Raw genomic sequence first — 24763 nt, 5'->3', positions numbered from 1 at the left:
GACGGAACCTCTGCGGTTTACAGCGATTGACGCGGTTCCCGGCCGTGGCGACAACTCCGATCATGAAGCTTCCCATCACCGTCAGTCATTCTTCTCCGGCCGCCAATGCGGTGGTGCTGATCGCCGTCGTGGCGGGCGGCGCCGCCCTGTATTGGCTCAGGGACATACTGACCCCGCTGGCCATGGCCCTGTTCCTGATGATCATGATCGACGGGGTGAAGCGCGCTATCGAGCGGCGCACGCCCATCCCGCCCCAGTTCGCCGGGGCGGCGGCCCTGATCGTGGTGGTGCTGGGCTTTCTGGCCTCGATCTGGATCATCGTCGACGGGGCGGCGGGCTTCTTCACCGACGCCTCGGGCGTGGCGGGCAGCATCGGTCCGCGCATCGATCAGATCAGCAGCGACGTCGCCAATCTGTTCGGCGTCAGCGAGCCGCCGACGCTGAACGACATGATCGCCGGCATCGACGTGCGCGGCTGGCTGACCAGCGCCGCCTTCCAGGTTCAGGGCGCGGCGACAGGCGCCTTCTTCGTCATGATCTATCTGGGCTTCCTGCTGGCCTCGCAGGCGGGCTTCCGCAAGAAGATGGTCGGCATGTTCCCCGAACGCGGCCCGCGTCAGGAGGCGCTGGCGGTGTTCGAGCGCGTGCGCGGCGGGGTCGAGGGCTATCTGTGGGTTCAGGCCGTGACCGGCGCCATGGTCTGCGCCGTGGCCTGGGTGCTGATGCGGGCCGTGGGGCTTCAGAACGCCGAGTTCTGGACCTTCGTCATTTTCATCGTCGGCTTTATTCCCATGCTGGGCGGCGCCGTGGCGGGATGCGCGCCGCCGCTGTTCGCCCTGGTGCAGTTCGAAAGCTACTGGCCGGCGCTGATCTTGTTCGTCGGACTGCAGGTCCTGCTGTTCCTGGTCGGCAATCTGGTCCAGCCGCGGATGCAGGGCGACAACCAGAACATCGACCCCATCGTCGTCCTTCTGGCCCTGGCGTTCTGGGGCAAGCTGTGGGGCGTGGCGGGCATGTTCCTGTCGACGCCGCTGGCGGTCATGGCCATGGCCATACTGGCCGAGTTCAAGGGATCGCGCTGGATGGCGGTGCTGTTGTCGGGTGATGGGGAGCCCTATGCCGTCAAGCATCCGAAGAAGAACGACAAGAAAACTGAGGACGATCCCAAGAATCGGGGCGGTTCTTCCCTGTTGAATCGTATACTGGGGCGCGACGTCCCGCCGCAGGCTTAAAACCAGAAATATTCGTCTTCTTGTCCTTGAACTGCCGCAATCGTCGCCTATTTGATCCTCACACGACGACGCGGTCCTCCCCTCCCCCTCCCGGATCGCGACGTCCCAGGCCGGTGCTTCCCTCCCCCTCCTGAGCGCCGGACCGAGCAGGCCGTCGGACATCGTTCGACGGCCTTGTTCGTTTCTGGGGCCTGGCTGATGCGGCGGACGTTCAGATCACGGCTGAAATGGGGCGTTTAAGTCTCGGGATGAAGGCGGCCGGACCATATGTCGCCATCTTGTGGGCCTGGAAGGCCACATGGTGCGCTGCACACTGAAAATACGGGCGTTTCAGCCCCATCGCGGCCTAGCCAGGATCGCCAGCCACGCTAAGGTGCGGGCGCTTTTTCCCCAGCGGCTTCCGGCCGCGCTGTCCGAGACCTCAGTCATGCCCGCCGCTTCGCGCATCGTTCCCGCCATTCCAGCAGATCTGGAGGCGCTGGAAACGGCTTATGCGCGCATCACGGCGCCGCCGGGCGCGGCGGAAAAGGCCCTGCTGGCCCAGGCGTTCGACGACTACGCTTCGGACGAGACGCCTGAACTGGGCGGCGACGATCTGGCGGTTCTGCTGGGCGGCGCCTGGACCGAGGCCAAGGCCCGCAAGGGCGGCGAGCCCGCCCGCATCATCGTGCGTCCGCTGGTCGACGCGACCGGCGTCAACACCGGCTATGATCAGGTTCTGATCCTGCAGGACGACGGCCCCTTCCTGGTCGACAGCGTTCTGGGCGAACTGGCCGAGGCGGGCGTCACCGTCCGCGCCCTGTTCCACCCGGTCGTCGAGGTCGAGGCGGGCCGTCGCGACTCCCTGATCATCGTCGTCATCGACCCCCTGCCGCAGGAGCGCCGCGACGCCCTGGGCGAGGGTCTGGCTGCGGCCATGGCCGATGTGCGCGTCGCCGTGCGCGACCACGCCGCCATGCTGGAGGCCATGGGCGCCGAAATCGCCCGTCTGGAAGCCCGCCCGCCCGTCGGCGTGGCCAAGGACGTTCTGGACGAAAACCTGGCCTTCCTGCGCTGGGTCAAGGATGAGCATTTCGTCTTCCTGGGCGCGCGCCAGTACGACTATCCGCGCGGCGCCGACGGCGCCTATGAGGCTGAGGCGCCCCTCAGCCAGTCCAGCGACGGTCTGGGCGTGCTCAGCGACCCTGAGCGCCGCGTCCTGCGCCGCGCCAATGAACCCGCCGTCCTGACCCCGGCCATGCAGGCCCAGTTGAACCAGAGCGATCCGGTCACGGTCGCCAAGGGCAATATGCGTTCGCGCGTCCATCGCCGCGCCTATATGGACTATGTCGGGATCAAGCGTTTCGACGATCAGGGCCGCGCCACGGGCGAGACGCGCTTCGTCGGCCTGTTCACCCATGAAGCCTATGACGTCATGGCCCATGAGGTGCCGCTGATCCGCCGCAAGGTGGACAACGCCCTGGCCCGCGCCGACAAGGCGCCGGGCAGCCACAACCACAAGCGCCTGCGCACCATCCTCGAAAACTATCCGCGCGACGAGCTGTTCCAGATCGGCGAGGACGAGTTGCTGGATACGGCGCTGGGCATACTGCACCTGTATGACCGCCCGCGCATCCGCCTGTTCACCCGCCGCGACCCGTTCGATCGGTTCGTCTCGGTGCTGTGCTTCATCCCGCGCGAGCGTTTCGACGCGGGCCTGCGTCAACGCATCGGCGCCATCCTGGCCCAGGCCTGGGGCGGCCGCGTCTCGGCCTGGTATCCGCAACTCAGCGACCAGCCGCTGACGCGCGTCCACTACATCATCGGCGTGGAGCCGGGCGATCACCCGGTCCCCGACCTCAAGGCGCTTGAGGCCGAGGTGGCCGAGGCCGGCCGCAGCTGGATCGACCGCTTCGAACGCGCCCTGCGCAAGGCCGGGGTGGACGAAGCCGCCGTCGGCCCGACCAGCGCCCGCTGGGCCGAGGGCTTCGGCGTCGCCTTCCGCGCCCGCTATGACGCGGCCGAGGCCGTGGCCGATCTGGAGCAGTTCGACCGCCTGAACGACGGCTCGGCCGCTGACGGCGTCCATGCCGAGCCGGTGGCCGTGCGCGCCTTCCGCACCGCGGATGAGACCAAGCTGCAGTTCCGCATCAAGCTGTATCGTCGCGGCGCGGCTCTGCCGCTGTCGGACGTGCTGCCGATCCTGGCGGACATGGGGCTGAAGACGCTGGAGGAATCCGGCCACGTCGTGCGCGCGACCGGTCAGGAGCCGATCTACATCCACGACTTCCTGCTGGAAGATCCGCACGGCGCCGATCTGGTCTTCGCCGACCTGAAGACGCCGTTCGAGGAAGCCTTCAAGGCTGTGTGGAACGGCCGCACCGAAAGCGACGGCTTCAACCGTCTGGTGCTGGAGCTGGGCGTCGACTGGCGCGAGGCCGCGCTGATCCGCACACTGGCCCGTTATCGCCAGCAGACGGGTCTGGACCCGTCGCAGGCGGTGCAGGAAGCCGCCCTGCGCGAATATCCGGACGTCGCGCGCGCCATCCTGTCGCTGTTCAAGGCCAAGTTCGACCCGGCCCACGGCGGCTCCATCGCCGAACGCGAAGCCGAGGTGGCCGAACTGGACGCCCGGATCGAGACCCTGCTGCAGGACGTGAAGAGCCTGGATCACGACCGCGCCCTGCGCCGGATCGCGGCCCTGATCGACGGGATCAAGCGCACCAACTTCTATCAGATGGACGCCGACGGTCATCCGAAGGCGCACATCTCGATCAAGATCGCCGGTCAGGAACTGGCTGACCTGCCCCTGCCCAAGCCGTTCCGCGAAATCTTCGTCTGGGCGCCCCACATCGAGGGCGCGCACCTGCGCTTCGGCCCGGTGGCGCGCGGCGGCCTGCGCTGGTCGGACCGTCGTGACGACTTCCGCACCGAGGTTCTGGGTCTGGTGAAGGCCCAGCAGGTCAAGAACTCGGTCATCGTGCCGGTTGGCTCCAAGGGCGGCTTCTATCCCAAGCAGCTGCCGGTCGGCGGCACGCGTGAGGAAATGCAGGCCGAGGCCATCCGCGCCTACAAGACCTTCCTGTCGGGCATGCTGGACATCACCGACAACATCGTCGGCGAAGGCGCCCCGGTGCGCCCGGCCGATGTCGTGGCGTGGGAAGGCGACGACCCCTATCTGGTCGTGGCCGCCGACAAGGGCACGGCGACCTTCTCCGACATCGCCAACGGCGTGAGCCAGTCCTACGGCTTCTGGCTGGACGACGCCTTCGCTTCGGGCGGGTCGGCCGGTTACGACCACAAGGAAATGGGCATCACCGCGCGCGGCGCCTGGGAGGCGGTCAAGCGTCACTTCCGCGAAGTCGGAAAGGATATCCAGACCGAGCCCTTCACCGTGGTCGGCGTGGGCGACATGTCCGGCGACGTCTTCGGCAACGGCATGCTGCTGTCCAAGGCGACCAAGGTCGTGGCCGCCTTCGATCACCGCGACATCTTCATCGACCCGAACCCGGATCCCGCCAAGTCGTGGGAAGAGCGCAAGCGTCTGTTCGAAACGCCGCGCACCAGCTGGCAGGACTATGACAAGGGTCTGATCTCGGAAGGCGGCGGCGTCTTCTCGCGCTCGGCCAAGTCGATCACCCTGACCCCGCAGATCAAGGAACTGCTGGATATCGAGGCCGACACGGTCGACCCGGTCACCCTGATGCAGGCCATCATGACGGCCCGCGCCGAACTGCTCTACTTCGGCGGCATCGGCACCTACATTAAGGGTTCGGGCGAGACGAACCTGCAGGTCGGCGACAAGGCCAATGACGCCATCCGCGTCAACGGCGGCGACATCCGCGCCCAGATCATCGGCGAAGGCGCCAACCTGGGCATGACCCAGCTGGGCCGCATCGAGGCCGCGCGCGCAGGGGTTCGTCTGAACACCGACGCCATCGACAACTCGGCCGGCGTGGACTCCTCCGACCAGGAGGTGAACATCAAGATCCTGCTGGGCGGCGCCATCGCCTCGGGCCATCTGAAGGCGGAAGACCGCAACGCCCTGCTGAAGTCGATGACCGATGAGGTCGCCGATAACGTCCTGCGTCACAACTACGATCAGACGCTGGCCGTGACCCTGCAACAGGCCGAAGGCGCCGCCGCGCTGGACGCCCAGCAGGCCTTCATGCAGCACCTGGTCTCGATCGGTAAGCTGAACCGGGCGGTCGAATACCTGCCCGACGACGCCCGCATGGCCGAGATGAAGCTGCAGGGTCAGCCCCTGTCGCGGCCGGAACTGGCGGTTCTGACCGCCTATTCCAAGCTCGAACTGTTCGACGGGATCGTCGCCTCGGCGGCGCCGGACGACGCCTTCTTCGAACGGATGCTGGTCGACTACTTCCCGACCCCGCTGGCTCAGTTCGAAGAGGACATGAAGGGCCACCGCCTGCGTCGCGACATCATCGCTACCGTGCTGTCGAACGAGATCGTCAACATGGCCGGGCCGACCTTCCCCGACCGCCTGCGTGCGGCGGCGGAATGCGACACCGCCGCCATGGTTACGGCGTTCGAGACCGCCCGCCACGTCTTCCGCCTCGACGAGGCCTGGAAGGCGGTGTCGGCCCTGGATCTGAAGATCCCGGCCGAAGCCCAGACGGCCCTCTATCAGGAGATCGCCCTGGTCCTGCGTCGTCAGACCTTCTGGCTGGCGCGCCGTGCGGCCCGCACCGAAACGACGGTCGGCGGCATGATCGCCGCCTATCAGCCCGCCGCCGACGCCCTGCGCGCCGCCGGTCCGGAAGTGCTGTCGCGTTATGAGCACGCCCGTTACGAAAGCCGCGTCCAGACCTTCATTGGTCTGGGCGCGCCCGAAGAGCTGGCTCGCGACATCGCCATGCTGCGTCCGATGGTGGCCACGGCCGACATCGGCGATCTGGCCGGCGAACTGGGCTGGGACGCTCCGGCCATGGCCCGCGTCTACCACCAGGTCGGGGCCGCCTTCGACTTCGACCGCCTGCGCGTGGCGGCCGGGTCGGTGCAGTCGGACGATCACTTCGACCGTCTGGCCGTGCGTCGCCTGATCCAGGACCTGATGACCGAGCAGCAGCAGCTGACCCGCGCCGTGGCCAAGGCCTCGGCTCAGGCGGCGGGCGCGGGCGAGGACAGCGCGGAACAGGCGGTCGACGCCTGGATCGGCGCCCGCATGGATCAGGTGGAGGCCCTGCGCGCCTCGGTCGACGGCATCGAGACGTCCGGCTCCGGCTGGACCTTCGCCAAGCTGACCATCGCCAACGGCGCCATCCGCGAAGTGCTGGCTTCAGCAAGCTGAAGCCATTCCTAGTAAGAGCGCTAACGCTCGCCGCGCGGCGGCTCGCTGCTTGAGCGCATGAGGCGCTCGAAAGAGAGCGGCTCGCGTCGGCGTCGTAGTCAGGGCCCGCTCGTTTCGTCGTCTGGCGAGGCGGGCGGGCCTTGGCGTTTGGGGCGGGGTCGGTTTAGGTGGCGCCTTGCTGTTCAGTGAACCGGAGGGCCCATGCCCAGGAAGTTCCTTGTCGTCGTCGACGACAGTCCCGAACTCAGCGCCGCCCTGGCTTATGCCTCGCGCCGCGCGCGTTCGACCGGCGGCCATGTGGTGCTGCTGCGCGCCCTGCCCGGCGGCTCTGACGAGCACTGGTCCGGCGTGCGCGATGAAATCCGCCGCCAGCAGCGCGAAGAGGCTGAAGACCTGCTGGCCAAGCTGGGCGACAAGGTCGCCGAAACCTCCGGCGCCGCGCCCGTCTATCTGATCGAGGAAGGCGACCCGCAGGCCGCCATCCGCAAGGCCGTCGGCGATGACCCCGACATCAAGATCCTGATCCTGGCCGCCGGGGCCAATGGACGCGGCCCCGGTCCTCTGGTGTCGGCGGTGCTGAAACAGGGCGCGGCCTTCACCGGCCGCAAACTGCCCGTCACCATCGTCCCGGGCGAACTGACCGAGGCCGAGATTCTGGATCTGGCTTGATTTCAGGGTCGCTATGCCCGGCCCGCGGGGCCTCGCGGCTTGAGCGACGTTGGGGAGCGTGAATGCAGGGGCGCTGACGACATGCGCCCTTGAGGCTTAACGCCCACTTGAACCCCGGCGGCGCAGGGCGCATCTGAGGCCCATGTTCATCCAGACCGAAGCCACGCCCAACCCCAACGTCCTGAAGTTCCTGCCCGGACGCGACGTCGCCGTTCAGGAGACGCTGGAGTATCGCACCATCGACGAGGCCGCCGCCTCGCCCCTGGCCGAGGCCCTGTTTGAACTGGAAGGGGTCGAAGGCGTCTTCTTCGGCGCCGACTATGTCTCAGTCACGCGCGCCGCTCAGGGGCCGGACTGGACCGAGATGAAGGCCCCGATCCTGTCGGTCATCATGGATCATTTCGTCTCGGGCGCGCCTCTGGTCCGCGCGGGCGAAACCGTGGTCGAGGACGCCGGCGAAGACAGTGAAATCGTCGCCGAGATCAAGGGCCTGCTGGACAGCCGCATCCGCCCGGCGGTGGCTCAGGACGGCGGCGACATCCTGTTCGACCATTTTGATGAAGCGACCGGCGTCCTGCGTCTGCGGATGCGCGGCGCCTGCGCGGGCTGCCCCTCGTCTTCGGCCACGCTGAAGGCCGGGGTCGAGCAGATGATGCGCCACTACGTCCCCGAAGTGACCAGCGTCGAACAGGTTCTGTAAGCGCCGCCCTGTTTCACATGAAACACTCGTCTGACGGCGCGCCGTCAGGCATGATGCGCGCATGAGCGGTTCGGACGAGAGTTCTCAGGCGCGCGCCCTGGGCGAGGCCCTTGCGGCGCTGCGGCGCGAACGCGGTTTAAGTCAGGCCGAGGCGGGCGCCCGGATCAGCATGACCAGTCAGGGCTGGGGCCTCTATGAAGCAGGCAAGCGCTCCAGCCTGTTTCGCCCCGACGTGCAACGCCGCCTGACCGGCGCCCTGGGCGCGACGCCCGAGGCGCTGGCGCTTCAGTCCGGCCCCTCGGCCTCCCTTTCGGAAGCCGTTGTCGTAACAGGGGTTTCATCGCGCGGCCGGGCGTTTGAGGACGCGCCGGTACAGACCCGTCGGCTGCGGCTGGAAACGGATGAACTGGCGCCGTGGGCGTCTGCGGGCACAGTGCTGGAATATGTGCTGGGGCGCTGGCCCCGCCGGGGTCAGGGCTGCGTCATCCAGCTGGCGGACGGGGGCAGACGCATCCGCCTTTATGAGTGGGCCGATGATGTCGACGTGGTGGTGTCAGGCGCAGGCGCGCTGGACCGGAGCGAGCGCATCGCGCGTCAGGACATCCTGTCGATGTCGGCGGTCATCGGCCGGTTTGACGATGAATGAAACATAATGGTTGTATTTTGTGCGAGGGCATGAAACGTTCTAGTTGAAGCGGGAGGGGGCATGTCGCGTATCAATCCTATCGATCAGGCCGTCGGCCTGCGTATCGCCGCGCGTCGTGCGGCGTTGGGCTGGTCCCAGTCGGCGCTGGCCCAGAAGCTGGGCGTCAGCTTCCAGCAGGTCCAGAAATATGAGACCGGCGCCAACCGGGTGTCAGCCTCGCGCCTGCATCAGGCGGCGATGGCGCTGGGCTGTGCGGTCGGCGATTTCTTTCCGGATACGCCCGGACGGCGCGAAGAGGTCGAATGGCTGCATCCCACGCTGGCCAGTGTCGAGGGGCGAGGTCTGGCGGCGGCTTTCGCCCGTATTTCCGACGTCTCTGCGCGGCGCGCCCTGACCCGCGTGGCGCAGGCCATGGCCCGGGCTTGATCGAAGCGGTCGCATCCGGCCGGATTTCGCATTAGGGACAGGGCCATGAAGATCATGGTCATCGACACGGCGCTGGGCGCCTGCGCTGCGGGTGTTTTTGAAGGTGAAGACGGCGCGGCCCTGCGTCCTCTGGGCCTGCGCGTGGACGTCATGACCAAGGGGCATCAGGAGCGGCTGGGCGGTCTGGCGCGCGATGCGGCGGCTGAGGCAGGCGGTTACGACGGCGTCGACCGTATCGGGGTGACGGTCGGGCCGGGGTCGTTCACCGGGCTGCGGGTCGGGCTGGCCTTTGCGCTGGGCCTGGGCGCGGCGCTGGATCGGCCGGTGGTGGGGATTTCGACGGTGGATGCGCTGGCGGCCTCTGTTCCGGATAGTGATGCGGGGTTGGTCGCCGCTGTGATCGATGCGCGGCGGGGGCAGGTCTATGCGCGCCTGTTCCGCGACGGCGTGGCGCTGGGCGAGGCGGAGGCCCTGCCGCTGGAGACGGCGCGCGACCGTATTCTGGCGGCATCCGGTGCGACGACGCCGGTGCTGGTCGGCAGCGGCGCTCTGGTTCTGGCCGAGGCCTTTGTCGAACTGGCGCAGGCGAGGCTGCATCCCCTGCCCGCGCCTGCTCCCGAAGCGCTGGCCGCCCTGACGATGGCCGCCGATCCGGCGAGCGCGCCGCCGCAGCCGATGTATCTGCGCGCGCCGGACGCCACCCCGCCCAGCCGCCTGCCCGGCCAGCCGCGCCAGCCTACGGCATGAGCGAGCCGCTTTTTCCGGCGGCGGATCCCGCTCTTCTGGCCGCGATCCACGCCGAGGCCTTCGATGCGCCGTGGTCCGAAGCGGCGCTGGGCGAACTTCTGGCCTCGCCGGGCGTGTTTGCGGTGGCCGAGGAAGGCGGCTTCATCCTGATCCGGGTCGTGGCGGATGAGGCCGAGATCCTGACGCTGGCGGTGCGGCCGTCGGCGCGCCGGGAGGGTCTGGGCGCGCGTCTGGTCGAGGCGGCGGTGGTGCGAGCCGCTGCGCTGGGGGCTGAACGGATGTTTCTGGAGGTGGCCGAAGGCAATGCGGCCGCCTGCGCCCTCTATGCCCGAAGCGGCTTCGTTCAGATGGGGCGGCGTCGCGGCTATTATTCGCATGCGGACGGAAGCCGCGAGGATGCGCTGACGCTTGTCCTGAACTTCGCTGAACAGCTTCCATAAAAGAGCGGTCCATCCTATCTTCACCGCATGGACCGGATCGAAAAACTCTGCGCCGAACGCGGCATGCGTATGACCGAGCAACGTCGGGTGATCGCCCGCGTCCTGTCGAATGCCGAGGATCACCCCGATGTCGAGGAACTGTATCGCCGCGCTTCGGCGATCGACCCGCACATTTCGATCGCTACCGTCTATCGCACCGTGCGCCTGTTCGAAGAGGCGGGCGTGGTCGAGAAGCACGATTTCGGCGACGGTCGCAGCCGTTATGAAGAGGCGGGCGAGGATCACCACGATCACCTGATCGACACCAAGACGGGCGAGGTCATCGAATTCTTCGACGCCGAGATCGAACGGCTGAAGGCCGAGATCGCGCGCAAGCTGGGCTATGAGCTGGTCGGTCACAAGCTGGAGCTGTACGGCCACGTCATCCCCGGCGCCGAGCCGGTCGACCGCGAGGGGCTGATCTACAAGCGTCGCCCGCGCGACGAGGTCGAAGACTGATCCGGGCGGGCGTCCCCCGTGCACGGCGCGGCGGCTTGCCGTCGGCCGTTTCGGCGATCATAAGCCGATCATGACCGATACGCTCGAAAAGCCCGTTCCGGCCGACAGCGTCGCGCCCGAAGGCGGGGCTGCGCCCAAGCGCCTGTTCATCAAGACCTACGGGTGCCAGATGAACGTCTACGATTCCGAACGCATGGCCGATGTGCTGCGGCCGCTGGGCTATGCGCCGACGGATACGCCCGAAAGCGCTGATTTCGTCATCCTGAACACCTGCCACATCCGCGAGAAGGCGGCCGAAAAGGTCTATTCCGAACTCGGCAAGCTGCGGATGATGAAGGAGGAAAAGGCGGCGTCGGGCGCGGGCGCCATGACCATCGCCGTGGCCGGCTGCGTCGCCCAGGCCGAGGGCGAAGAGATCATGAAACGCCAGCCGGCGGTCGATCTGGTCGTCGGGCCGCAGGCCTATCACCAGCTGCCGGAGCTGCTGACCCGCACGGCGCGGGCGCGGGGCGAGCGCATCGGCGCAGACTTCGCGCCGAATGAGAAGTTCGACGCCCTGCCCGCCGCGCGCGGGACCGAGGGGGTGACAGCCTTCCTGACGGTGCAGGAAGGCTGCGACAAATTCTGCACCTTCTGCGTCGTGCCCTATACGCGCGGCGCCGAGTGGTCGCGCCCCGTCGCGGCGGTGCTGGACGAGGCCCGCGCCCTGGCCGACCGGGGCGTGCGTGAAGTCACCCTGCTGGGCCAGAACGTCAACGCCTATGACGGCGAGGGACCGGACGGAAAGCCCTTCACGCTGGCGAAGCTGGCCTATGCCCTGGCGGCCATCCCCGGCATCGATCGCATCCGCTATACGACCAGCCATCCGAACGACATGTCGGACGACCTGATCGCGGCGCACGGCGATCTGGACGCCCTGATGCCCTATCTGCACCTGCCGGTGCAGTCAGGCTCGGACCGCATCCTGCGCCTGATGAACCGCAAGCACGGGCGACAGAAGTATTTCGACCTGATCGACCGCATCCGCGCGGCGCGGCCGGACATGGCGCTGTCGGGCGACTTCATCGTCGGCTTCCCCGGCGAGACGGACCGCGATTTCGAGGACACCATGGATCTGGTGCAGCGGGTGAACTACGCCAGCGCCTTCTCCTTCATGTATTCGCCGCGCCCCGGCACCCCCGCCGCGACCATGGCGGCCCAGGTTCCCGACGAGGTGGCCAAGGCGCGCCTGCACGCCCTTCAGGCCCTGCTGACCGAACAGCAGGTCGCCTTCAACCGGTCGCTGGCCGGGCGCGTCCTGCCGGTGCTGTTCGAGAAGAAGGGCCGCCACGGCGCCCAGGCCATCGGCCGCTCGCCCTATCTGCAATCGGTTCACGTCGAGGACGCGGATCACCTGATCGGCCGGAGCGTTCCGGTCGAGATCATCAGCGGCCAGCAGAACAGCCTGTCCGGCCGCCTGATCCAGACGAACTGACGCCTGTTTCGCCACGCGCCGTGCGTGAGATGGGTCCGCGTTCCCTCAGCAGTCTCACGTCGCGCGTGGGCCGCCGGGAACGCACAGACTGTCCCCCAAGCAGCCGCGCGCCGCGCGCGAGGCGATAGGGACGCTTAAAGGAGACCTCATGGCGCGCGAGTCCGAGTTCCTGTCCCTCAGCGATGAGGCGCTGCGCGCCGTCATCGGGCCGCAGAGCCGTCATCTGGCCCTGATCGAGGACGCCTTCAAGGTGTTGGTCGAGACGCCGGGCGGCGGGGTGTCGATCAACGGCTCGACGCGCGATCGGGCGCAGGCGCGCCGGGTCATCGAGGCCCTGTCGAACCGTGCCGAGGCGGGAGCGGAGATCACCGAGGCCGACGTCCGCACCGCATTGGGCGCCGCCGTCACCCAGCCGCGTCCTGAACCGGCCAACCGCAACGCGGGCCGCAGCATGGGCCGCAGCGTGCCGGAAGGCGCCGCCCTGCCCGTCGGCCGTCGCGGCGCCATCGCGCCCAAGACGGCGTCGCAGGCGCGCTATCTGGAGATGCTGGGCCGTTGCGAACTGACCTTCGGCGTCGGCCCGGCGGGCACGGGGAAGACCTTTCTGGCGGCGGCCTATGGCGCCTCCCTGCTGAAGCGGGGGCAGGTGGATCGGCTGGTCATCACCCGCCCGGCCGTCGAGGCGGGCGAGAAGCTGGGCTTTCTGCCCGGCGACCTAAACGAGAAGGTCGACCCCTATCTGGCTCCCATCTGGGAGTCGCTGAACGACATCCTCGGCGTCGACGACGTGCGCCGCCGCCGCGAGAAGGGCGAGATCGAGGCCGCCCCCATCGCCTTCATGCGCGGCCGCACCCTCAGCCACGCCTTCATCATCGTCGACGAAGCGCAGAACACCTCGCGCATGCAGATGAAGATGGTGCTGACCCGTCTGGGCGAGGGGGCGCGCATGGTGGTGACGGGCGACCCGTCGCAGGTCGATCTGCTGAACCCGCGCGATTCCGGCCTGGCCCACGCCCTGCGCATCCTCAAGGACGTGGAGGGCGTCGGCGTGCAGCAGTTCAAGTCCGAGGACGTGGTGCGTCACGCCATGGTCGAGCGCATCGTGCGCGCCTATGACAGCGACGCCGCGCGCAGCCGCCCCTTCCCCGACCTTGAGGACGATGCCTGATGATCGAGGTCGAGATCGACAGCGAGGGCTGGACGCAGGCCTTGCCGGACGCGGAGGAGGTGGTGGAGCGCGCCGCAGCGGCGGCGCTCGGAACGGTCGAGGGCGATGTGGTCGTGCTGTTGGCCGACGATGCGGCGGTGCAGGATCTGAACGCCCGCTTCCGCGACAAGGACCGGCCGACGAATGTGCTGTCTTTCCCGGCCGCCGAAAGCGCCTTTCCGCATCTGGGCGACGTGGTGCTGGGTTACGCCTATTGCGCGGCGGAGGCTGAAACACAGGGCAAGACCCTGTCGGATCATCTGAGCCATCTGGTCGTCCACGGCGTGCTGCACCTGCTGGGCCGCGACCACGAGGACGACGCCGAGGCCGAGGAAATGGAGGCCGAGGAGCGCGAGATTCTGGCCGAACTGGGCGTCGCCGATCCCTATGCCAGCGAGAATGGGGCCGCCGAGCATGAGGGCGCCGCGTGAGCGGGGCGCTGGCCGCCCGGTTCTCGGGCCTGCTGGACAATCGCTGGAGCCGGATCGGTCTGGCGCTTCTGGCCGGGGCGGGCGCCGCCCTGATGCATCCGCCGTTTGGTTTCCTGCCGGGCCTGCTGGGCTATCCGCTGCTGCTGTTGTTGGCCGATCGCGCCGGGGGCATGAAGGGCGGCTTCTGGGTCGGCTGGCTGGCGGGGTTCGCCTATTTCTTCATCGGCTGCTGGTGGGTGGCCGAGGCTTTTCTGGTCAATCCGGCGCAGGCGTGGATGGCGCCGTTCGCGGCAAGCCTGCTGCCGGCGGGCATGGGGCTGTTCTGGGGGCTGGCGACGTTGGCCTATCGTCGGTTCAGCCCGGCCGGGGCGCGGCGCGTCCTGTTGTTCGCCGCCCTGTTCGCCCTGTTGGAGTGGACGCGCGGCCATGTGCTGACCGGCTTTCCGTGGAATCCGGCGGGTGCAGGCTGGGCGGCCGGATCGGCCATGTCGCAGTTCGCCTCGGTTGCCGGGGTCTATGGGCTGGGTCTGGTCACGGTGGCGGCGGTCAGCGCCTTTGCGCCCCTGATCGACGCGGGGCCGCGCCGTCCGCGCCTGATCGCGGCGGGGTTGGGCGTGCTGACGCTGGGGGGCCTGTTCGCCTTCGGGGCGGCGCGCCTGTCGTTTGCGCGGGTGGTGGAGACGCCGACGCTGGTGCGTCTGGTTCAGGCCGACATCGCGCAGGACTATAAGTGGAGCCCCGAGGCCTATCAGGCCATTCTGGGCCGCTATCTGGCGTTGACGGCCCAGCCGGCCGACGCCGTGCCTGATGTGGTGGTCTGGCCTGAAGGCGCCCTGCCGACCACGGCCAATGATCTGTTGAGCGGCCCCGACCTCCATGCGGTGGCGACGGCCCTGCAGACGGGACAGACCCTGCTGGCGGGCCTCAGCCGGGGCGAGCCGGACCCCACGGCCGAAACCGGCGCGCGCTATTACAACAGCATGCTGGTGCTGCGCGACGTGGGCGCGGACCAGCTGAATCTGGACGCCATCTATGACAAGCATCGTCTGGTGCCGTTCGGCGAATATCTGCCGCTGGGCGATCTGATGGGCCGGATCGGGGTGCGCAGTCTGGTGCATGTCCCGGCGGACTTCAGCCCCGGCCCGCCGCCCGCGCCCATCAGCCTGGCCAACGCCCCGGCGGTGCAGCCGCTGATTTGTTATGAGAGCCTTTATCCGGGGTTTACGCCCGCGACGGCGGCGACCCGCCCGGCGTGGATCGTCAACGTCTCCAATGATGCGTGGTTCGGCAAGACGTCCGGCCCTCGCCAGCACCTGAACCTCGCCTCCTATCGCGCGTTGGAAACGGGTCTGCCGGTGGCGCGGGCGACGCCCACCGGCGTCTCGGCCATGATCGATCCGTGGGGTCGGATCATCGACGGCAAGAGGCTGGATCCGGGTCAGGCCGGGGTTATCGATGTTCACTTGCCGCAGGCGGCGAAACCTACGCTATACGGACGCTGGGGCGACCTGGGTTTTGCGGCTCTTTTGCTGTTTTTTTTCACCTTTGGTCGCCGTAGCGCTGGATATCGACAACTCTTGCGTTAAAATATGAGATCGTCTTCAGTTTTCTGGGTCCGGTCGCTGAGAAGCGTCGGTTCCGGCAGGAGGCGTATGCGTCTCCGATAAAAAAACGGGATGAGGGGTATTTATGGCCAAGGGTGCGGGGATTGAGGGTCCACATCTTGTGGACCGTCACGTCGGGCGGCGGGTTTGCGAAAAGCGCATCGCCCTGGGGTACAACCAGACGGATCTGGGACAGGCGCTGGGCGTCACCTTCCAGCAGGTTCAGAAATACGAGAAGGGCGCCAACCGGATTTCCGCGTCCAAGCTGTGGGATATCGCGCGCTTCTTCCGCGTCGATATCGGCTACTTCTTTGAAGGGCTGACCAGCGTCGCACAGCCGGGAATGGGGGAGCCGGACGCCGAGCCGTTCGTGCACGATTTCCCGGCCACGCGTCAGACCATAGAGATCGGCCGGATCGCCCCGCGCCTGTCGTCACGCCAGCAGAAGCTGGTGGTCGACTTGATGCGGGAACTGGTCGACGAGGGGGCGAGCGGCGACGATTGAACCGGGGGGTTCGATCGGCCTTACCGGGGGGGAAAGGCAAAAGGCGCGGAGCGATCCGCGCCTTTTTCGTATCCGCCATCAGGCCTTCAGCGCCGTTTCCGAGGCGATGATGCGGCTGGCGGCGTGAACCACGGCGCCGATGCGCAGGGCGGCCTGAATCTGCAGGGCCGGAATGGCGTGCTTGCGCAGTTCGCCTTCGTGGGCGTCCATACAGGCGCCGCAGCCGTTGATGGCCGAGACAGCGGTCGACCACAGCTCGAAGTCCAGCTTTTCGACGCCCGGATTGGCGATGATGTTCATCCGCAGCTTGGCCGGCAGGGTCGTGTATTCCTGGTTTTTCATCAGGTGCAGCGAGCGGTAGTAGATGTTGTTCATGCCCATGATGGCGGCGGAGGCCTTGGCGGCGTTCATCGCTTCGGGCGTCATGACGGTCGCGGCCTGGGCCTCGATCAGCTTGACCACGGGTCCGACGCCTATGGCGTGGGCCGAGGCGACGAAACAGCCCCACTTCTGCTGATCGTTCAGCACCGTCTCATTGGCGAGCGAGGACAGGTTCAGCGAGATGTCCTTGCCATAGGCCGGGATCAGGTCGCGCAGGGCGTCGATGGACATGTTCGTGTTCCTTTCGAGAAGCGGCTATCGTTCGCGACGCGGTCGCTCACTACTTGAGCCGCATGGTTTGGATAGGCGCTCAAGCCGCGAGGCTCCGCGAGCCGAGCATAGCGCCCAAATAAAATCAGCAGGCATGAAAAAGGCGGCGACAGTCGCCCGCCGCCGCCTCTTTCGAGGGGCGGCCCGGACCCTGTTCAGACGGTCCGGGCCTGGCCTTGGAAGCCTGTGTTAGGCAGCCAGGGTGTCGCCGCCGACCGGACGGTTGCAGGCGCACAGTTCGTCGGTCTGCAGGGCGTCGACGACACGCAGGGTGTCTTCCGGCGAACGGCCGACGTTCAGGTTGGTGACGTAGACGTGCTGGATGATGTTGTGCGGGTCGACCACGAAGGTCGCGCGCAGGGCCACGCCTTCTTCTTCGTCCAGCACGCCCAGGGCGCGGGCCAGCTTGCCGCCGTTGTCGGCGAACTGCCAGATCGGCAGCTTGTTCAGGTCGGCGTGGTCGCGGCGCCAGGCCAGCTTGGTGAACTCATTGTCCGTCGAACCGCCCAGAACCACGGTGTCGCGGTCCTCGAAGTCCTTGCCCAGCTTGGCGAAGGCGGCGATTTCGGTCGGGCAGACGAAGGTGAAGTCCTTCGGGTAGAAGAAGATGACCTTCCACTTGCCCTCAAAGCTGTCCTGCGTGACGGCTTCAAAGGCGGAAGCGCCGTTTTCTTCGTGGCTGTTGAAGCCCGGCTTGACGCCGATAATTTTGAAATCAGGCAGTTTTTGACCGACACCGAGCATCGCGCTTCTCCTGGATGCAGAAAATAATGGATCGCCGGAACGCGGGGAGTGCGATCCGTCGAGGCCATGAGATGGGCGTTGGGGCAGCTTAAGTCAAATCGATCATTTTGCTCTTGCGAATAGATTTATCTTATCATCGCCGTCCTGTCGTCATAAAGGCTGGTGATGGTTCCGACCGGGGCGGCGGTCGCGCCTGCGCCCTTCTCATTTTCAGACCTGTGTGAAGCCTTGTCCGTTCTGCCCACCCTGCGACAGCTGCAATATCTGAAGCTTCTGGCCGAGCACGGCTCGTTCAGCCGCGCGGCCGACGCCGCCCATGTCAGCCAGCCCGCCCTGTCGTCCGGGGTGCAGGAGCTTGAGCGGGTGCTGGGCGCGGCGGTGGTCGAACGCACGCGCGGGGCGGTGATCCTGACCGCCGTGGGCGCCGAGGCGGTACGCCGGGCCGAGGACGTGCTGGCCCGCGCCGAGGATCTGGTCGAGGCTGCCCAGAACGCGGGCAAACCGCTTTCGGGCCGGTTCCGTCTGGGCATCATCCCCACGGTCGCCCCCTTCCTGCTGCCGCGCGCCTTGCCGGGTCTGAAGGCCCTCTATCCGGGTCTGCGGCTGTTCCTGCGCGAGGATCTGACGCCGCGCCTGATCGCGGGCCTGAAGGCGGGACAGCTGGACGCCGCCATCATTGCCCTGCCCTATGACGCGCCGGGCATCGACCATGCCCGGATCGGCGATGACGAAATCATGGCCGCTGCGCCCGTGGACCATCCGCTGGCGGGCGCTGGGCCGATCCCGGACGGCATGCTGAAGGCGGAGGACCTGATCCTGCTTGAGGATGGTCACTGCCTGCGCGATCAGGCGCTGGCGGCGGTCAACATCGAGGCGCCGCGCGGCGAAGACGTCTTCGCCGCCACATCCCTGCATACGCTGGTGCAGATGGTGTCGTCGGGTCTGGGGGTCAGCTTCCTGCCGCAAATGGCGGTTCAGGCGGGACTGGCGAACGACCCCGGCGTGGTGATCCGCCCCATCTCCGAAGACGCCCCGCGCCGCGAGATCGTCGTCGCCTGGCGCGCAGGCTCCAGCCGCGCCGCTGAGGCCCGCCTGCTGGCCGAGGCCCTAAAGCTGGACTGAGGCGCTATGTCAGGCGCTCTTGGTCAGCATCCGCATCTGCATCTCGGCGCGGATGGTGAAGCCCAGAGAATGATAAAGGGCGATGGCCCCGGCGTTGTCGGCGTAGGAGTGCAGGAAGGCGGTCTCGCCGCGCGCCAGAATGCGCTCAATCACAGCCCGCATCAGCGCGCCGGCATAGCCTCGCCCGCGCGCGTCGGGGTGGGCGCAGACGCCGGAGACCTCTGTGAAGCCGTCCGGTTTCAGCCGCTCGCCCGCCATGGCCAGAAGGCGACCGTCCTGTTTCACGCCGAAGAAGTCGCCCAGTTGGTGCGTCCGGTCGAAGAAGGGGCCGGGCTCCGTCAACGTGGCCAGGGCCAACATGGCGGGGGCGTCGGCTTCGGTCAGCGGTTCAATGGCGATGTCGCGCGCCTTGGCGGGCGTCAGGTCGACCAGCACCATCTGCGCCAGCACCGCCTCCTTCAGCACGTTCAGGCCGGGCGGGACCGGCGTGTGCTCGGCCTCGACAGTGGCCAGCATTCCCTCGGGCTGCTCCAGCGCGCTGAGGGCGGTCAGGCTCTGCGGCGACGGATCGACCGTCGCCGCAAAGACGCCATAGCCGGGCGCGAGGCGCAGGGCGCCGGCTGCGCCGAGGGCCAGCGGCGCCTGACGCGCAGACGTCAGCGCGCTCCAGACCGGGCGGTCTAGCGGATGAGCCATGATGCTCAACCCTGCCAGAAACCGACGATCTTTTTGACCTCGGCGATGGTCGGCTCGGCGATCTCGCGGGCCTTTTCGGCGCCGGCGGACAGGGCGCGGTCGATCTCGGCCGGGTCGTTCATCAGGCGGCGCATCTCAGCCGTGACGTTGGCCATGGAGGATACGGCCAGTTCAGCCAGCCTGGGCTTGAAGGCGCCGAAGCCCTGACCCGCAAACTCGGCCAGCACCGCCTCGCGCGTGGTGTCGGCCAGGGCGGCGTAGATGGCGACCAGGTTCTTGGCCTCTGCGCGGCCGTCCAGACCCTCGAGCGTTTCGGGCAGGGGCTCCATGTCGGTCTTGGCCTTGCGGATCTTGTTGGCGATGGCGTCGGCGTCATCGGTCAGATTGATGCGCGACAGGTCCGAGGGGTCGGACTTGGACATCTTGGCCGCGCCGTCGCGCAGGGACATGACCCGCGTCGCCGGACCCTGAATCAGAGGCTCGGGCTGGGGGAAGAAGCCGGGCACGCCATAGTCGTTGTTGAACTTGGCGGCGATGTCGCGCGTCAGCTCCAGATGCTGCTTCTGGTCCTCGCCGACGGGCACCTCGGTCGCCTTGTACAGCAGAATGTCCGCCGCCATCAGGGCCGGGTAGGTGTAGAGGCCGACGCTGGCGCGTTCCTTGTGCTTGCCCGACTTCTCCTTGAACTGGGTCATCCGGTCCATCCAGCCGAGGCGGGCGACGCAGTTGAAGATCCAGGCCAGTTCGGCGTGGGCGGGCACGGCCGATTGCGGGAAGATGACCGACTGCGCCGGATCAAGGCCGGACGCCAGATAGGCGGCGGCGATCTCGCGCGTCTGTGCCGTCAGCTTGTCCGGGTCCTGCCAGACGGTGATGGCGTGCATGTCGGCGACGAACAGATAGCAGGGATCGCCTGCGTCCTGCATCTCGACGAAGCGCTTCAGCGCGCCGAGGTAGTTGCCCAGATGCAGGGCGCCGGACGCCTGAATGCCGGACAGGATGCGGCGCGGGCCCTCATAGACCGGAGTTTGCGGGGCCGGGGTCTGGTCAGTCATGATTGTGGATCTCGGAACTCGAAAGGCGGATGTCGGCGCACGGTTTCGCGTGCGAAAAAAGGACGTGCAGAGGGGAAGGGCGGCGGTTCAGCCGCGCCATCGTCCATGAGCAATCTGTCGTCCCGAAAGCGCCATGACCTCGCGCTTATCGGTTCGGGCTGAGAAGGGCAAGCTCACCGCGAGCGCCGGACCAGACCTTTGACCTCGGCGACCGTCACGGCGCGCGTCAGGAAGGCCAGAGCGACATAGGACAGCCCGCCCGCCGTCACGACCAGCAGCAGGGTGAACTCCTTGGCGCCGTGGCTGGCGCCCATTATGGCCAGCAGGTCTGCGACCGGCGCCTGCAGCATGGGCCGCGCCCATGACGCCGCGCCGACCACCGCCGCCAGACCCGCGCTGGCCAGGGCGATGCGGCCCAGACGCCAGACGGCGCGCGGGCCGGGCCGGTAATGGCCGCGCCGCCACAGGGTCGCGCCCAGAAGCAGCACATTGGTCCAGGCCGAGGCGCTGACCGCCGCCGCTATGCCCGACACCCCCATGCCCAGATTGAACAGGCCGATCGCCAGCGCGGCGTTCACCGCCACGGAGACGAGGGCGAACATCATGGGCCTGCGCGTATCGCCGCGCGCGAAGAAGGCCGGGGCCAGAATGCGGATCAGCACGAAGGCCGGCACGCCCCAGCCGAAATGCAGCAGGGCGTGGGCCGTGTTGACGGCGTCGACCTGCAGGAAGGCGCCGCGCGTAAACAGGGCGTCGATCAGGAAGTAGGGCATGGCCATCAGGGCCGCCGCCGCCGGCAGGGTCAGGGCCATCGACAGGATCAGCGCCTCGTCCATCGACGCCTGCTGCTGGCCCTTGTCCTCTGACGCTACGGCCGCCGACAGCTTGGGCAACAGGGCGATGCCGATGGCCACCCCGACCAGACCCAGCGGCAGCTGATACAGCCGGTCCGCCGTCGCCAGCCAGGTGCGGCCGCCATTGACGAAGCTGGACAGGTTGCCGGAGATGAAGACGTTGATCTGGGTCGCGCTGTTGCCGATGGCGGCGGGAATGGCGGTGATGATGATGGCCTTCACGGCCGGGGTCATCTTCGGCAGGCTGAGGCGGATGTTCGCCCCCGCCCGGCGCGCCGCCCACCAGCACAGGCCTGCCTGCGCCACGCCCGCGACCAGCACGGCCCATGAGGCAGCGTAGGCGGCCTCGATCTGGTCGCCCTTCACCGGGATGACGGCGGCCAGCATGATCAGGTTCAGCAGGATCGGATAGGCGCCCGAGACGATGAAGCGCCCCCGCGCATTCAGCACCCCGCTGAGCAGGGAGGCGATCGCCATACAGGGCAGATAGGGCATGGTGATCTGGGTCAGGATCACCGCCAGCTTGAACCGCACCGGATCGTCCAGAAAGCCGATGTTGATGACGGTCATCAGCCACGGCATCGTCAGTTGGGCGACAAGGGTCAGGGCCACGGTGACGGCGGCCACAGCGGCCAGGGCGTCGGTCGCCACCTGATCAGCCGCCGCCGCGCCTTCGCTCTTCAGCGTCCGGGCGTAGGCGGGCACGAAGGCGGCGGCGAAGGCCCCTTCGGCGAAGATGCGCCGGAACAGATTGGGGAAGTTCAGCGCCGTATAATAGGCGTCGGCCGCCGGTCCTGCCGAGGCGCCCAGCGCCGCCGTGATGACCAGATCGCGCGCGAACCCGGCCAGACGGCTGAGGAGGGTCATGGCGCTGAAGATGGCCGAGGATCGCGCCACCCCGCCTGACTTCGCCTTGTCGGTCGCGGCCGAGGCGGGCGGCTGGACCACCGGCTCGACCGTGGCGTTCGCCGCAGAGATGGGCGCGGCCGGTTCGATGGGATCGGTCTTGTCGTTCACGGCTGTTCCTGCGCTCGGTCCCGAAACGCCTTAGCGCGCCTGCGGGCCGCTGGATACGGGCTTGCGGCCCAGCGCGCCTTCCAGATCCGAGACGTCGCGCACGCTGGCGCGCACGGGAACGATGCGCCGTCCCGCCGGGCCTTGCGGCGCGCGGTCCAGCACCTCCAGCAGGTCGACCTTCAGCGCCTCCAGCTTCGACTTGCTCCTGGGTTTCCGGCCGTCGGCGTCGGTGATGTAGAAGCCGTCCACCGCGCGCTCGCCGAAGCTGGCGACGTGGGCCGAGCGGGTCGAATAGCCGTGCGCCGAAATCGTCCGCGCAAGGTCCGCCAGCAGGCCGGGGCGGTCGGCGCCCGAGACTTCGATCACCACGGCGCTGGTCCCCGTATCGGCGTCGATCCGCACCACCGGCCGCACATCGAAGACGGCGCGGCGGGCGCTGACGCGCGGCGCCTCCAGCGTCGAGGTCCGCGCGCCTTTCAGCACCGCCCGCTCCATCGCCCGGGCCAGAATGGCCAGCCGTCGCGGCTCGCGCCCGCCATAGGGCTCGCCCGCCCCGTCCTGAATCTCGAACACGTCCAGCGCCATGCCGTCGTCGGCCGTGGCCAGCCGCGCGCCCACCACGTCGGCGCCCGCCATCGACAGCGTCGCCGCCAGATCGGCGAACAGGCCGGGCCGGTCGCGCGCCGCCACAGCCACGCGGGCGGTGGATTCCAGCGGCCCTTCGGCGGGCAGGGCCTCGACCGCGGCGCCCTCTCGCCGCGCCCGCTCGACCAGCGCCGGGTGATCGGCCAAGGGGTCTTCGCGCGTCACGGCGTCGCCCCGGAACAGGGCTTCAGTCGCCTCGAACAGGGCGCGCATCAACTGCCCTTTCCAGCCATTCCACACGCCCGGCCCCACGGCGCGGATGTCGGCCACGGTCAGCACCATCAGCATCCGCAGACGCTCCGGATCGCCCACAGCCTCCGCAAACGCCCGGACGGTCGAGGGGTCGGACACGTCACGCTTCTGGGCGTAGTCGCTCATCAAGAGGTGATGGCGCACCAGCCAGACGACCAGCTCGATCCGGCGCGGATCGACGCCCAGCCGCTCGCACGCCCGGCGCGCGGCGATGGCACCGTCCTCCAGCTGGCCCCGGTCGCCCCCCTTGCCCACGTCGTGCAGCAGCATGGCCAGCATCAGAGCCTCGATATCGGCGATGCGCGGGACGATGGCGGTCGAGGCCGGGTGGTCCCCCTCCAGCTTGCCGCGCGCGATGTCGTTGATGATCCCGACCGCCTGCAGGGTGTGCTCGTCCACCGTATAGGCGTGGTACATGTTGAACTGGGTCTGGCCGACGATCCGTCCCCACTCGGGCAGGAAGCGGCCGAGGAAACCCGTCTCATTCATGATCGACAGGACGCGATAGGGCCGCGCCCCATGCGCCAGCACCTTCAGGAAGGCCTCGGCCGCGCGCGGATCACGGCGCAGGGCGGGCGTCACCAAGGTCAGCGAGCGGATCACGGCGGCGAAGGCGTCGGGGTGCAGGTCCAGATCCAGCCGATCCGCCTCGACGAACAAGAGCAGCAGCCGCACCGGATCTCGGGCGAAGACGTTCGGTCCGGTGACGGTCAGCCGCCCCTCCTCCACCGCCAGACCGTCGAAGGCCAGCTTGACCCGGCGCCGCCGGATCAGCCGCGACAGGCCGCGCGCCAGCCCTTCGGCCTTCTTCTGCTGACGCGCCTCCAGCTGGGCCGAGACGGCGCGGGTCAGGGCGCCGACCTCGCGCGCGACCTGAAAATAGCGGCGCATGAAGCGCTCGACCGCCAGTTCGTCGCCGCGCCCCCGCCAGCCCATGCGCCGGGCGATCTCGGGCTGGAAGTCGAAGGTCAGCTTCTCCTCGGCTCGCCCCGCGACCAGATGCAGCAGGATGCGCACCCGCCACAAAAAGCCGATGGACTCGCGGAAACTGCGCAGTTCGCGCGCGGTCAGCAGGCCCTCCAGCGCCGCCTGCCCCCGCTCGCTGTCCGGGGCCAGAGAGCGGGCGATCCAGAACAGGGTGTTGAGGTCGCGCAAGCCCCCCTTGCCGTCCTTGACGTTCGGCTCGACGCGATAGCGGACGGCGCCGGTCTTCTGCAGGCGCACGTCGCGCTCGGCCATCTTGGCGGCGATGAAGGGGCGCGGATCGGCGCGGGCGACGGCGGTGCGGAACCGCTTCAGCAGGCTTTCGCCCAGACCGGCGTCCCCGGCCAGAACCCGCGCCTCAAGCAGGCTGGTCCGCACGGTCATGTCGTCGCGCGCCAGCGCCAGAGTCTCGCCGATGGAGCGGAAGGCCGAGCCGACTTTCAGGCCCAGATCCCACAGGACGTAATGGACGAACTCCACCACCGCCCGGGCGCGCGGGCTGATCGCCTGCCCCGGTCGCAGGAACAAAAGGTCGAGGTCCGAGAAGGGCGCCAGCACCCCGCGCCCGTAACCGCCGACCGCCAGCAGGGTCAGCCGCTCGTCGGGCGCCGGATGGATCTGTTCGGTCGTGAAGCGCCACAGGGCGGCCAGCATGGCGTCGGCGGCCTCGGCATAGAGGCGGGCGGCCTCGGCGCCGTCGGTCGAATTCTCTGCCCGGCGGGCGGCGCGGGCGCGGTCGGCGTCGAAGCTCTCGCGCAAGGCGGCGGTGACAGCGGCGCGTGGATCCGGCGCCGAGGCGGCGTCGAGAATGGCGGACGGGAGCGGGGACGGTGCGGTCACGAAAGGGAGCATAGCACCAATTCTCCCTTCCCCC

Annotated in this window: 21 protein-coding genes; 15 read left to right on the top strand and 6 right to left on the bottom strand. The window is 68.1% G+C overall.

The features are described 5' to 3' along the window. The first annotated feature begins 62 nt into the window (after positions 1-62). The 14 genes from ABE454_RS04135 (at position 63) to ABE454_RS04070 (ending at position 15869) form a co-directional block, all read left to right on the top strand. The gene (locus ABE454_RS04135; RefSeq protein ID WP_346529364.1) at positions 63-1232 is read left to right on the top strand and encodes an AI-2E family transporter; all 1170 of its coding nucleotides are present in this window, start codon (positions 63-65) and stop codon (positions 1230-1232) included. 427 nt (positions 1233-1659) lie between these two features. Beyond that, positions 1660-6522: an NAD-glutamate dehydrogenase gene (locus ABE454_RS04130; protein WP_346529362.1), complete on the top strand. Its 4863-nt coding sequence runs from the start codon at positions 1660-1662 to the stop codon at positions 6520-6522. Between the two features lie 201 nt (positions 6523-6723). Continuing rightward, a complete protein-coding gene (locus ABE454_RS04125) occupies positions 6724-7191 on the top strand; it encodes a universal stress protein (protein WP_346529360.1) in 468 nt (155 codons plus the stop codon). Positions 7192-7333: 142 nt separating this feature from the next. Further along, positions 7334-7891, top strand: a complete 558-nt coding sequence (locus ABE454_RS04120) for a NifU family protein (protein ID WP_346529358.1) — start codon at positions 7334-7336, stop codon at positions 7889-7891. A 61-nt stretch (positions 7892-7952) separates the two neighbouring features. Then, on the top strand, positions 7953-8537 hold the full coding sequence (locus tag ABE454_RS04115; RefSeq protein WP_346529356.1) for a helix-turn-helix domain-containing protein: 585 nt from the start codon (positions 7953-7955) through the stop codon (positions 8535-8537). 60 nt (positions 8538-8597) lie between these two features. Continuing rightward, on the top strand, positions 8598-8963 hold the full coding sequence (locus tag ABE454_RS04110) for a helix-turn-helix domain-containing protein (protein ID WP_346529355.1): 366 nt from the start codon (positions 8598-8600) through the stop codon (positions 8961-8963). Between the two features lie 45 nt (positions 8964-9008). Beyond that, entirely contained in the window at positions 9009-9710 is a 702-nt protein-coding gene (gene tsaB, locus ABE454_RS04105) for a tRNA (adenosine(37)-N6)-threonylcarbamoyltransferase complex dimerization subunit type 1 TsaB (RefSeq protein ID WP_346529353.1), read from the top strand. Further along, positions 9707-10150, top strand: coding sequence for a ribosomal protein S18-alanine N-acetyltransferase (rimI, locus tag ABE454_RS04100; RefSeq protein ID WP_346529350.1), 444 nt, complete (start codon positions 9707-9709; stop codon positions 10148-10150). Before tsaB ends, rimI begins: the two co-directional genes overlap by 4 nt. A 27-nt stretch (positions 10151-10177) precedes the next feature. After that, positions 10178-10648 (top strand): Fur family transcriptional regulator, encoded by a 471-nt coding sequence (locus ABE454_RS04095; protein ID WP_346529349.1) that lies wholly within the window; start codon positions 10178-10180, stop codon positions 10646-10648. Between the two features lie 70 nt (positions 10649-10718). Beyond that, positions 10719-12122, top strand: a complete 1404-nt coding sequence (miaB, locus tag ABE454_RS04090) for a tRNA (N6-isopentenyl adenosine(37)-C2)-methylthiotransferase MiaB (protein ID WP_346529346.1) — start codon at positions 10719-10721, stop codon at positions 12120-12122. A gap of 148 nt (positions 12123-12270) precedes the next feature. Further along, positions 12271-13290 (top strand): PhoH family protein, encoded by a 1020-nt coding sequence (locus ABE454_RS04085; protein WP_346529343.1) that lies wholly within the window; start codon positions 12271-12273, stop codon positions 13288-13290. Continuing rightward, positions 13290-13760, top strand: coding sequence for an rRNA maturation RNase YbeY (ybeY, locus tag ABE454_RS04080; protein ID WP_346529341.1), 471 nt, complete (start codon positions 13290-13292; stop codon positions 13758-13760). Before ABE454_RS04085 ends, ybeY begins: the two co-directional genes overlap by 1 nt. Then, positions 13757-15346, top strand: coding sequence for an apolipoprotein N-acyltransferase (lnt, locus tag ABE454_RS04075; protein ID WP_346529340.1), 1590 nt, complete (start codon positions 13757-13759; stop codon positions 15344-15346). The genes ybeY and lnt overlap by 4 nt, the downstream gene beginning before the upstream one ends. Before the next feature lie 103 nt (positions 15347-15449). Then, positions 15450-15869, top strand: coding sequence for a helix-turn-helix domain-containing protein (locus tag ABE454_RS04070; protein ID WP_346529339.1), 420 nt, complete (start codon positions 15450-15452; stop codon positions 15867-15869). A gap of 78 nt (positions 15870-15947) precedes the next feature. Here ABE454_RS04070 and ABE454_RS04065 read toward each other — a convergent pair whose 3' ends face one another. Both ABE454_RS04065 and ABE454_RS04060 read right to left on the bottom strand, forming a co-directional pair. Continuing rightward, positions 15948-16481, bottom strand: coding sequence for a carboxymuconolactone decarboxylase family protein (locus tag ABE454_RS04065; RefSeq protein WP_346529337.1), 534 nt, complete (start codon positions 16479-16481; stop codon positions 15948-15950). Positions 16482-16709: 228 nt separating this feature from the next. Next, entirely contained in the window at positions 16710-17264 is a 555-nt protein-coding gene (locus ABE454_RS04060; RefSeq protein ID WP_346529336.1) for a peroxiredoxin, read from the bottom strand. A 228-nt stretch (positions 17265-17492) separates the two neighbouring features. Here ABE454_RS04060 and ABE454_RS04055 point away from each other — a divergent pair, with 228 nt between their 5' ends. After that, complete coding sequence (locus ABE454_RS04055; RefSeq protein WP_346529335.1) at positions 17493-18386, top strand: hydrogen peroxide-inducible genes activator; 894 nt, start codon at positions 17493-17495, stop codon at positions 18384-18386. 9 nt (positions 18387-18395) lie between these two features. Here the strand turns inward: ABE454_RS04055 and ABE454_RS04050 are convergent, their stop codons facing one another. From ABE454_RS04050 to glnD, 4 genes are all read right to left on the bottom strand, one after another. Next, a complete protein-coding gene (locus ABE454_RS04050; RefSeq protein WP_346529334.1) occupies positions 18396-19082 on the bottom strand; it encodes a GNAT family N-acetyltransferase in 687 nt (228 codons plus the stop codon). A 5-nt stretch (positions 19083-19087) separates the two neighbouring features. Continuing rightward, a complete protein-coding gene (trpS, locus tag ABE454_RS04045) occupies positions 19088-20137 on the bottom strand; it encodes a tryptophan--tRNA ligase (protein ID WP_346529333.1) in 1050 nt (349 codons plus the stop codon). 173 nt (positions 20138-20310) lie between these two features. Beyond that, positions 20311-22008, bottom strand: coding sequence for a murein biosynthesis integral membrane protein MurJ (gene murJ / locus ABE454_RS04040; RefSeq protein ID WP_346529332.1), 1698 nt, complete (start codon positions 22006-22008; stop codon positions 20311-20313). 30 nt (positions 22009-22038) lie between these two features. After that, positions 22039-24729: a [protein-PII] uridylyltransferase gene (gene glnD / locus ABE454_RS04035; protein WP_346529331.1), complete on the bottom strand. Its 2691-nt coding sequence runs from the start codon at positions 24727-24729 to the stop codon at positions 22039-22041. Positions 24730-24763: the final 34 nt, after the last annotated feature.

Source organism: Brevundimonas diminuta (assembly GCF_039673845.1).
Classification (GTDB): Bacteria; Pseudomonadota; Alphaproteobacteria; order Caulobacterales; family Caulobacteraceae; genus Brevundimonas; species Brevundimonas diminuta_E.
The sequence above is the reverse complement of the archived record's forward strand: the minus strand, read 5'-3'. Positions and strand labels throughout refer to the sequence as shown.

Coding starts and splice junctions, on each gene's coding strand:
- ABE454_RS04135 (WP_346529364.1), top strand. CDS start 63: ATGAAGCTTCCCATCACCGTCAGTCATTCTTCTCCGGCCGCCAATGCG.
- ABE454_RS04130 (WP_346529362.1), top strand. CDS start 1,660: ATGCCCGCCGCTTCGCGCATCGTTCCCGCCATTCCAGCAGATCTGGAG.
- ABE454_RS04125 (WP_346529360.1), top strand. CDS start 6,724: ATGCCCAGGAAGTTCCTTGTCGTCGTCGACGACAGTCCCGAACTCAGC.
- ABE454_RS04120 (WP_346529358.1), top strand. CDS start 7,334: ATGTTCATCCAGACCGAAGCCACGCCCAACCCCAACGTCCTGAAGTTC.
- ABE454_RS04115 (WP_346529356.1), top strand. CDS start 7,953: ATGAGCGGTTCGGACGAGAGTTCTCAGGCGCGCGCCCTGGGCGAGGCC.
- ABE454_RS04110 (WP_346529355.1), top strand. CDS start 8,598: ATGTCGCGTATCAATCCTATCGATCAGGCCGTCGGCCTGCGTATCGCC.
- tsaB (WP_346529353.1), top strand. CDS start 9,009: ATGAAGATCATGGTCATCGACACGGCGCTGGGCGCCTGCGCTGCGGGT.
- rimI (WP_346529350.1), top strand. CDS start 9,707: ATGAGCGAGCCGCTTTTTCCGGCGGCGGATCCCGCTCTTCTGGCCGCG.
- ABE454_RS04095 (WP_346529349.1), top strand. CDS start 10,178: ATGGACCGGATCGAAAAACTCTGCGCCGAACGCGGCATGCGTATGACC.
- miaB (WP_346529346.1), top strand. CDS start 10,719: ATGACCGATACGCTCGAAAAGCCCGTTCCGGCCGACAGCGTCGCGCCC.
- ABE454_RS04085 (WP_346529343.1), top strand. CDS start 12,271: ATGGCGCGCGAGTCCGAGTTCCTGTCCCTCAGCGATGAGGCGCTGCGC.
- ybeY (WP_346529341.1), top strand. CDS start 13,290: ATGATCGAGGTCGAGATCGACAGCGAGGGCTGGACGCAGGCCTTGCCG.
- ABE454_RS04070 (WP_346529339.1), top strand. CDS start 15,450: ATGGCCAAGGGTGCGGGGATTGAGGGTCCACATCTTGTGGACCGTCAC.
- ABE454_RS04065 (WP_346529337.1), bottom strand. CDS start 16,481: ATGTCCATCGACGCCCTGCGCGACCTGATCCCGGCCTATGGCAAGGAC.
- ABE454_RS04060 (WP_346529336.1), bottom strand. CDS start 17,264: ATGCTCGGTGTCGGTCAAAAACTGCCTGATTTCAAAATTATCGGCGTC.
- ABE454_RS04050 (WP_346529334.1), bottom strand. CDS start 19,082: ATGGCTCATCCGCTAGACCGCCCGGTCTGGAGCGCGCTGACGTCTGCG.
- trpS (WP_346529333.1), bottom strand. CDS start 20,137: ATGACTGACCAGACCCCGGCCCCGCAAACTCCGGTCTATGAGGGCCCG.